The organism is Actinomadura soli (assembly GCF_005889715.1).
In the GTDB taxonomy this organism is placed as follows: Bacteria; Actinomycetota; Actinomycetes; order Streptosporangiales; family Streptosporangiaceae; genus Spirillospora; species Spirillospora soli.
Genome location: NZ_VCKW01000345.1, coordinates 1 through 7,068, shown reverse-complemented (window position 1 = coordinate 7,068; position 7,068 = coordinate 1). Strand labels below are relative to the sequence as shown.

The window sequence follows — 7,068 nt, the reverse complement described above, 5'->3', positions numbered from 1 at the left end:
AGATGTGTATAAGAGCCAGGCGTGGGATCGGTCCGACGCCCTGCCGGTCGTCCGGGCCGTGAACTACGGCGTGGAGAGCGGGCGGGGGCTGCTGCTCCTGCAAGGGCTCGCCCGGCGGTGGGGGACGCGGCCGCTGAGCGAGGGCGGGAAGGTCGTCTGGGCCGAGATCGAGCCCGTGCGCGCGTGAACGACGGGGTCATGCTGCTGTTCCTGCGGCAGATCTTCCCCGAATGGTCGATCACGCGGGACGCGGACGGTGTCTGGCGGGCCAGGGGGCGTGTTCGAGTGTGGGCCTCGTCCGTTGAGGGGGTGCTGGACGTGCTCGCCATGGCCGAGCCCGAAGCGGGCGAGCGGGTGAGGCGTTTCTTCGCGGTGGCGCCTGAGAACTGACGCATGGCCCGCATTGGCCAATCTCTACGCCCCGGGTGTCGGCGTCAATACGCTCTGTTGTAGTCGTCCGACGATCGGGGTCAGGCCATGGTGAAACTTCGGCTCGTGGTCGCCGCGTGCATTCTCCCGTTGCTCGCGGGCTGTGGCGGGGTCGGTGATCCCGGATCGGGGGATCCTCCTGCAACTGGTCTGGGGAACGGAGGAACGGGCGGGCAGAAAGGCGGGCAAGGAGGCGGGCAGAAAGGCGGGGGTGGGCAGCGCTTTCCCTGGAGCCTGCCCGCCGGTAACGAAGACACCAATCCCGGAATCGGGAAGATTTATGAGATGATCCGAAGGGGAGAATGCGCGAGCGCGAATGCGGCGCTTGATGATATGCGCGGCCGTCCCGCTGAGGACGTTCTTCTGACACTGCGGGAACGCACGCTCCTTCGGGCCGGGGCCGCGCTCTGCAACGGGGACAGTGCGACCGCGCAGAGGTACTTTGGTGACTACGGCTGGCCTGGGGGCTCGATTGCGAGCGATTTCGAGTGCCATATGTATGTGGCCGCGGGCAGTTTCCTCCTTCAGCGGCCCAAATCCTCGTTCGCCAGTTGTCCGCCCCTGCCGCAGGACGGCCCGGACAGCCCAGGGCCGATCGAGTCACCTCCGACCGAGTCACCCGACCCGTCGCCGCCGACATCGGCCGGGCCGTCCGACACGCCCTCGCTAGGGGGAGGGGTCGATTGACGTCGCCGGGTCCTGCCGGGGACGCGGACGAGGGTTCAACGGAGGGCGTTGCGCCGAGTGCTCTTCGGTGGCTGGCCGGGGTGCTGGCGAATGTGACGGTCCTGACGGCGCTCCTCGTCTATTTCGGCTGGCAGCGCAATGACGTGATGACCGATCGCCTGGGAATCGAGGAGAGCATCCTTGGGCAGTCGACGCGCGACTATTTGCTGCGCAGCGTGCGACCGGCCCTGGTTCTGCTCCTGGTGATCGCCGCCGGCGGGCTGATATGGCTCCAGCTCGACCGGGTGCTCGCGCCCAGGATTCGGGAGCGCGGGGCCGCCGACCGTGTCGTCCGCTACAGCTTGCGGCTGCTGACGTGGGCCTGGGTTCTGCTGCCGCTCGTGGTCTTCGTCTTCGGGACGGTTTCCGGGGCGTTCGTGTTCACCGGTGGTCAGGAGTTCGCCTTCATCGCCTGGCCGCTCAGCATTGGGGCGGGCGCGCTGCTCACCTACTACGGGATGCATCTGCGTGGGACGGTCGCTCCGGACAAAGAGCCGCTGCTGCGGATCTTTGTCGCCATCACCGTGGTGGTCATGCTTTTCTGGGGGACGTCCAACTACGCGACCCTGCAAGGCAGGACCCTCGCGGATCGGCTCATCGGAAATATGCGCGGGCAGAACGAGGTCACCGTTTACAGTTCCAAGCGGTTGTTCCTCACGGGGGCCGGGGTGGCGGAGGCGGAGCTTCCGGGGAAGAACAACGCTTATAGCTACCGGTACTCAGGGCTGCGCCTATTGGCCCACGCCGGGGGCCGTTACTTCCTGGTGTCCGACCAGTGGGCACCGGGGAAGGGAGCGGTGATGGTGCTAAGGGAAAAGGATTCCGCGTTGCGGATGGAATTCTCGCGTAGCTGATCTGCCCGGCGTGCTAGCGGTCGTCCTGTGTGAGGCGGTTGGCGAGGATCGTGGCGCCCTTCACGGCTGCTTGATCGTCCAGCTTGGAGAGGAGAAGGGGAGGGGACGGGCGGAAGAGGAGGCGGTCCGCCAGGCGGGGCGTCAGGGGGTTGAGCAGGGCTTCGCCTGCCTGGGCCAGGCCGCCGCCGATGATGATCAGGCCCGGGTCGACCAGGAGCGTTGTGGCGGCCAGGCCGTCGGCGAGAGTGTCCAGGGCGTCGGACCAGATTTGTTCCGCCTTTTGGTCGCCGTTCTTTTCGGCGCGGGCGATGACCTCTTCCGCCGGGACGTTCTCGCCGTAGCGTCGGGAGATCGCGGCGGCTGAGGCGTAGGTTTCCAGGCAGCCCTTGTTGCCGCAGGCGCAGTCTTCGCCGTCCGGACGGACGACCACATGGCCTATCTCGCCGCTCCAGCCTGCGGCACCCGGGTACGGGGTGTTGTTGACGATGAGGGCGGCGGCTATTCCTGTTCCTATCGCCATGAAGACGAAGTCAGCGGCGTCGCGGCCTGCGCCGAGGACCGCTTCCGCCAACCCGGCTGCGCGGACGTCGTGGCCAATGGCGACGGGGATTCCTAGGCGTTCCCGTGCCAAGTGCAGCATGGGGACGTTCCGCCAGCCCAGGTTGGCCGAATAGACGGCGGTGCCTGTCGACTCGTCCACGATGCCGGGGACGACGATTCCGGCGGCGTGGGCGGGGGAGCCCAAGGACGACGCGCGGGCGGTCAGGTGGGCGGCGAAGCCGAGGATGCCCGCCACTGGGTCGGTGTGGTCCGTGGGCCAGGATTCTGCGGCCACGACCTCGGAGTTCTCGCTTATCGCGGCCTTCATGGTGGTCCCGCCCACGTCCAGGCCGATGACGCTCATTTGACCGAACCCGCCGTCAGGCCGCCGATGAGGTAGCGCTCGATGAAGATGAACAGGATGACCACCGGGACGATCGCTATCAGGGACGTGGCGAAAAGATACTGCCAATGTGCCTGGTACTGGGTGACGAAGGACGGGATTGCCACCGTGAGCGGGCGCCGGTCCGGGGAGGCTGTGACCGTCAGCGCCACGATGTACTCGTTCCACGATGCGATGAACGTGTAGACGACGGCGGTGACGACGCCCGGCATGGAAATGGGCAGCGTGATGCGGGTGAGCGCGCCGACGCGGCCCGCGCCGTCCAGGAAGGCGGCCTCTTCGAGTTCCCTCGGGATGCTGGAGAAGTAGCCGTGCAGGATCCAGATGCAGAACGGCAGGTTGAACGCGGCGTTCACCAGGATGAGAGAGAGGAGCGTGTCGGTCAGGTCCAGGGCGACCATTTCGCGGTAGATGCCGATGACGAGGGCGGTCGGCGCGAACATCTGCGTGACCAGGACGAGCAGAAGGAACGCGCCGCGTCCGCGGAAACGGTTCCGGGCGGTGTAGTACGCGGCGGGCATCGCGCAGGCCAGGGTCACGACGGTGGCGACGGCCGCGACGGTCAGGGACACCCGCATGTACGTCCAGACCGGGGCGGCCGACCAGACGTCGATGAAGTTCGACCACGTCCAATGCGAGGGAAGGTAGGTGCCGGGTGATGCGGTCAGTTCGCGCTCGGGTTTCAGCGCGGTGATGAACATCTGCAGGTAGGGGAGCAGGAAAGCCAGCGCTACCAGCCAGCCGACGCCCGCGAGGACGATCCGCCGGGTCATCGCGCGAACCCCAGCCCCCGGGTCATCGGACTTCCTCTCGCCAGCGGGCGGCGCGCAGATACATCAGCACCATCACGAGGATCAGGACGAAATTGACGACCGCCATCGCGCCGGACTCGCCGACGTTCTGGTCGTAGAAAGCCATCTTGTACATGAACGTGGTGGTGGTGTCGGTGTCGTGGCCGGGCCCGCCGCCCGTCATCGCCCAGATGATCGGAAAACTGTTGAACACGTTGATGACGTTGATGATCGAGGCGATGAGAATGGCGGGGCGCAGGAGCGGGAGCGTGATGCCGACGTAGGTCCGCAATGGCCCGGCGCCGTCCACGCGGGCCGCCTCGTACACCTCCGACGGGATCGTCTGGAGGCCGGCGAGGATCACGAACGACGTGAACGGAAGCGAGACGAACACCGCGACCCACATCATCCACAGCATCGCCTCGGCGGGGTGCGCGAGCCAGTTCACCGGCTCGTCGATCAGGTGCAGGTCGAGCAGGACGCGGTTGACGAGCCCGGAGTAGTTGTCCAGCATCCACTTCCAGATCAGCGCCGTCATCAGCACCGACGCGGCCCACGGGACGACGACGGCCCAGCGGACGGCGCGGCGGCCCGGGAAGCGGGCGTTCAGGAGCTGGCCGAGCGCGAGCGACAGCGCCATCGTGACGGCCACGATCCCGCCGACCCACAGCAGCGTCCGCAGCACGACGGGGATCAGGCCGTCCTCGTCGAACAGGTCGCGGTAGTTGCCGGCGCCGCGGTACCCGACCGTCACGCCGGACGACGTGATGTCCTGCAGCGACGTGCGGACCATCTCGATGACCGGCCACAGTACGACGACGGAGATGAGCGCGAGGGACGGGCCCAGCCACAGCAGCGGCGTCAGCGCCCGCCCGGCCCGCCTGGGCAGGGAGGGGCGGGGCGCCTGGGAGGTGGCGGCCCGCCGCCGCCCAGTCTTGAGATCCCGCACTCAGCCGGCCTTCTCGGCCGTCTCCTGGATCTTGTCCAGGACCTTCTTCGGGTCGTCGTCCGCCACGGAGGCGCCGAGGTCCTGCTTGACCGCGCCCGCGACGGCCGACCACGCCGGGTTGGACGTCGGCGCGAACCTCGACGCCGGAAGCGCGTCCACGAACTGCTTCATGTACGGGTCGGCGCTGAGCGCGTCACCGGCGGATCTGGTCACCGGCAGGAAGCCCTCCGTGGTGAGGAATTTGGACGTGTTCTCCTTCTGGTAGACGAAGTCCAGGAACTTCTTGATGGCGTCCTTGTTCTTGCCGCCGGCCTTCTTGAACGCGACGAGGACGTCCATGACGCCGGGCGTGTTGTGCTCGTTTCCGCTCCTGCTCGGCAGCGGCGCGACGCCGAAGTCGAGGTTCTTGGTCACCGGCTCGATGAATCCGGCCTTCGTGAAAGGACCGCCGATCGACATGCCGATCCTGCCCTGCGCGAACTGGTTGAACACCGTCTTGCGGTCGGTGCTCTCCGGGTTCGGCTGCGTCAGCCCGGACTTGTTGAGGTCCTTGAGGAAGGCGAGCGTGTCGACGTTGGCCTTCTGGTTGATGGCCCATTTCCCGGACGCGTCCACCCAGCCGCCGCCGTTGTTCATCGCCCAGGAGTAGAACTCGACCTGCGCCTCCTCGGGACCGAGCGGCAGCCCGTATCCGATCGCGCCCGCCTTCTTGATCTTCTCCGCGTTCGCCCTGACCTCGTTCCAGGTCTTCGGCGGGCCGGTGATTCCGGCCTTCGCGAACAGGGGCTTGTTGTAGAAGAGGAGGCGGGCGCTGGAGATGAACGGGATACCGTACTGCTCGCCGTTGTACTTGGCCTGCTCGACGAACGTGGGAGTGAAGTCGCCCAGCGTGGCGGGGGACACGACCTCGGACGCCTTGTAGACGAGGCCGTCGCGGGCGAAGTCGGAGAACGCGTTGTAGTTGAGGACGTCGGGGACCTGTTTCGTCTGGACGTAGGTCTTGACCTTGGCGTCCATCTGCGTCCAGTCGACCATCTCAAGGTTGACCTTGTAACCGGAGTTCTTGGACTCGAACTTCTTGATGAGTGCGTCCCAGTAGGGCTGGGCCTTCTCGTCGTAAATGGCCGCGACGAACTTGATGCTCTTCCCGTCGGAGTCGTCGCTGGATGAGCTGCCCTTGCCGCAGCCACCGGCGCTGAGCGCCACTGTCAGGCCCGCGGCGACGACGCCTAAGAGGTGCCGATTCATCTGTCCCCGCCTTCTCCCGGCTGCATGGTCGACGTGCTCCAGCACGCGGGCGCGCAGCGCGCCCGCGTCGAGATTCCCGCTGAAGTCGTGCTGCGGGCCATCGGTCCGCATGCTGCCCAGTACTGCGGTCGGAAATCGATTTCGGTCCGCCCCTGACTCCCATTTCGCGCATGAATAAATGGGTGGGTGCGATCCGATTGTGAGCTGATCACAAACGCGCGTCGTGACCATGAAGATAAACAGCGGATACTGCCGGTTCAAGGTTTTCTTAAGGCAAGTTTCTTAACTGTTATCGGGGTGTCGTGGGGCCTTGATCTTTGGACAGGTGCACACTCTGGACTGGACTGGTCTAGTCCGAAGGAGTGCTCGTTTTCAGCGCATCGCGTCCGTTCGGCCCGCCGCGTCCGGCGGAGGGGCGTCCTGATGCGGCCACCTGCGGCGATGCTCGGTGGGTCACCCGGCGGTCACCCGGACGCCACTCACGGGTGGTCCAGCGGCCTTCTCGCCCTCCGCCTGGCCTGTGACCTGTTTTGCCCTCCCTTGACCGGGTACCCCGGCGCCGTGCCCAGAACGGGCACCAGCGAAAGGGACTGGCAAGGCGATAAGGATCGGCGAGGGGACATGAACTTCCGGACAGGGCTGGCCGTCGGGGCCGGCGGAGCGGTGGCCGCGCTGTCGGCGCGGCGCCTGGGCCGCCGGGCTCTGGGCGGGCTCGTCCAGCGGCTTGAACGGCGTTTGGAGCGCGCCGTCCGGAGCCTTACGGCCGCCGCCGAGCGAGGCGGTCCGCTCGTCAAGGCCGCCCTGGCCGGAGTCAAGGCGCTGCACGAGGGCAAGTCCCCGTTCCGCGCGCTGCTGAGCTTCGGCTGGACGGCCCTGAAAGAGACCCTCGCCCGCATCTTCGGGCGTGGACGAAGGGGGAAGCCGACCAACATCGTTGAACAGACCGACGTGGGCGCCCCGCGCCGGCTCGTCTACGACCAGTGGACGCGGTTCGAGGACTTCCCGTCCTTCATGAAGAAGGTCGTCAGCGTCGATCAGACCGAGGACGGGAAGCTGCACTGGAAGGCGAAGATCTTCTGGTCGAGCCGGACCTGGGAGTCGACGATCGTCGAGCAGGTGCCGGACGAG

The 7,068-nt window shown here is 66.7% G+C and carries 7 protein-coding genes and 1 pseudogene; 4 read left to right on the top strand and 4 right to left on the bottom strand.

What is annotated here, in order from left to right:
- The 3 genes and pseudogenes from ETD83_RS43205 to ETD83_RS37530 form a co-directional block, all read left to right on the top strand.
- Positions 1–187, top strand: a pseudogene (locus ETD83_RS43205) (hypothetical protein); the annotation flags it as partial.
- Positions 184–390 carry a hypothetical protein gene (locus ETD83_RS37535; protein WP_138649953.1) on the top strand — a complete coding sequence of 69 codons (207 nt, stop codon included), beginning with the start codon at positions 184–186 and terminating at the stop codon, positions 388–390. The pseudogene ETD83_RS43205 and the gene ETD83_RS37535, both read left to right, overlap by 4 nt.
- Before the next feature lie 818 nt (positions 391–1,208).
- Positions 1,209–2,009, top strand: a complete 801-nt coding sequence (locus ETD83_RS37530) for a hypothetical protein (RefSeq protein WP_138649952.1) — start codon at positions 1,209–1,211, stop codon at positions 2,007–2,009.
- Positions 2,010–2,022: 13 nt separating this feature from the next.
- Here the strand turns inward: ETD83_RS37530 and ETD83_RS37525 are convergent, their stop codons facing one another.
- Genes ETD83_RS37525 through ETD83_RS37510 form a run of 4 tightly spaced genes read right to left on the bottom strand, consistent with a single transcriptional unit; the run spans position 2,023 to position 6,051 of the window.
- Positions 2,023–2,913, bottom strand: a complete 891-nt coding sequence (locus ETD83_RS37525; protein WP_138649951.1) for an ROK family protein — start codon at positions 2,911–2,913, stop codon at positions 2,023–2,025.
- Complete coding sequence (locus ETD83_RS37520; RefSeq protein WP_138649950.1) at positions 2,910–3,725, bottom strand: carbohydrate ABC transporter permease; 816 nt, start codon at positions 3,723–3,725, stop codon at positions 2,910–2,912. The genes ETD83_RS37525 and ETD83_RS37520 overlap by 4 nt, the downstream gene beginning before the upstream one ends.
- A gap of 22 nt (positions 3,726–3,747) precedes the next feature.
- Complete coding sequence (locus ETD83_RS37515; RefSeq protein ID WP_230421453.1) at positions 3,748–4,692, bottom strand: carbohydrate ABC transporter permease; 945 nt, start codon at positions 4,690–4,692, stop codon at positions 3,748–3,750.
- A complete protein-coding gene (locus tag ETD83_RS37510) occupies positions 4,693–6,051 on the bottom strand; it encodes an extracellular solute-binding protein (RefSeq protein WP_230421452.1) in 1,359 nt (452 codons plus the stop codon). It abuts the gene before it with no gap.
- A 510-nt stretch (positions 6,052–6,561) separates the two neighbouring features.
- Between ETD83_RS37510 and ETD83_RS37505 the strand changes: the two genes are divergently transcribed.
- A partial coding sequence (locus tag ETD83_RS37505) for an SRPBCC family protein (protein WP_329603050.1) occupies positions 6,562–7,068 on the top strand: 507 nt, incomplete at its 3' end.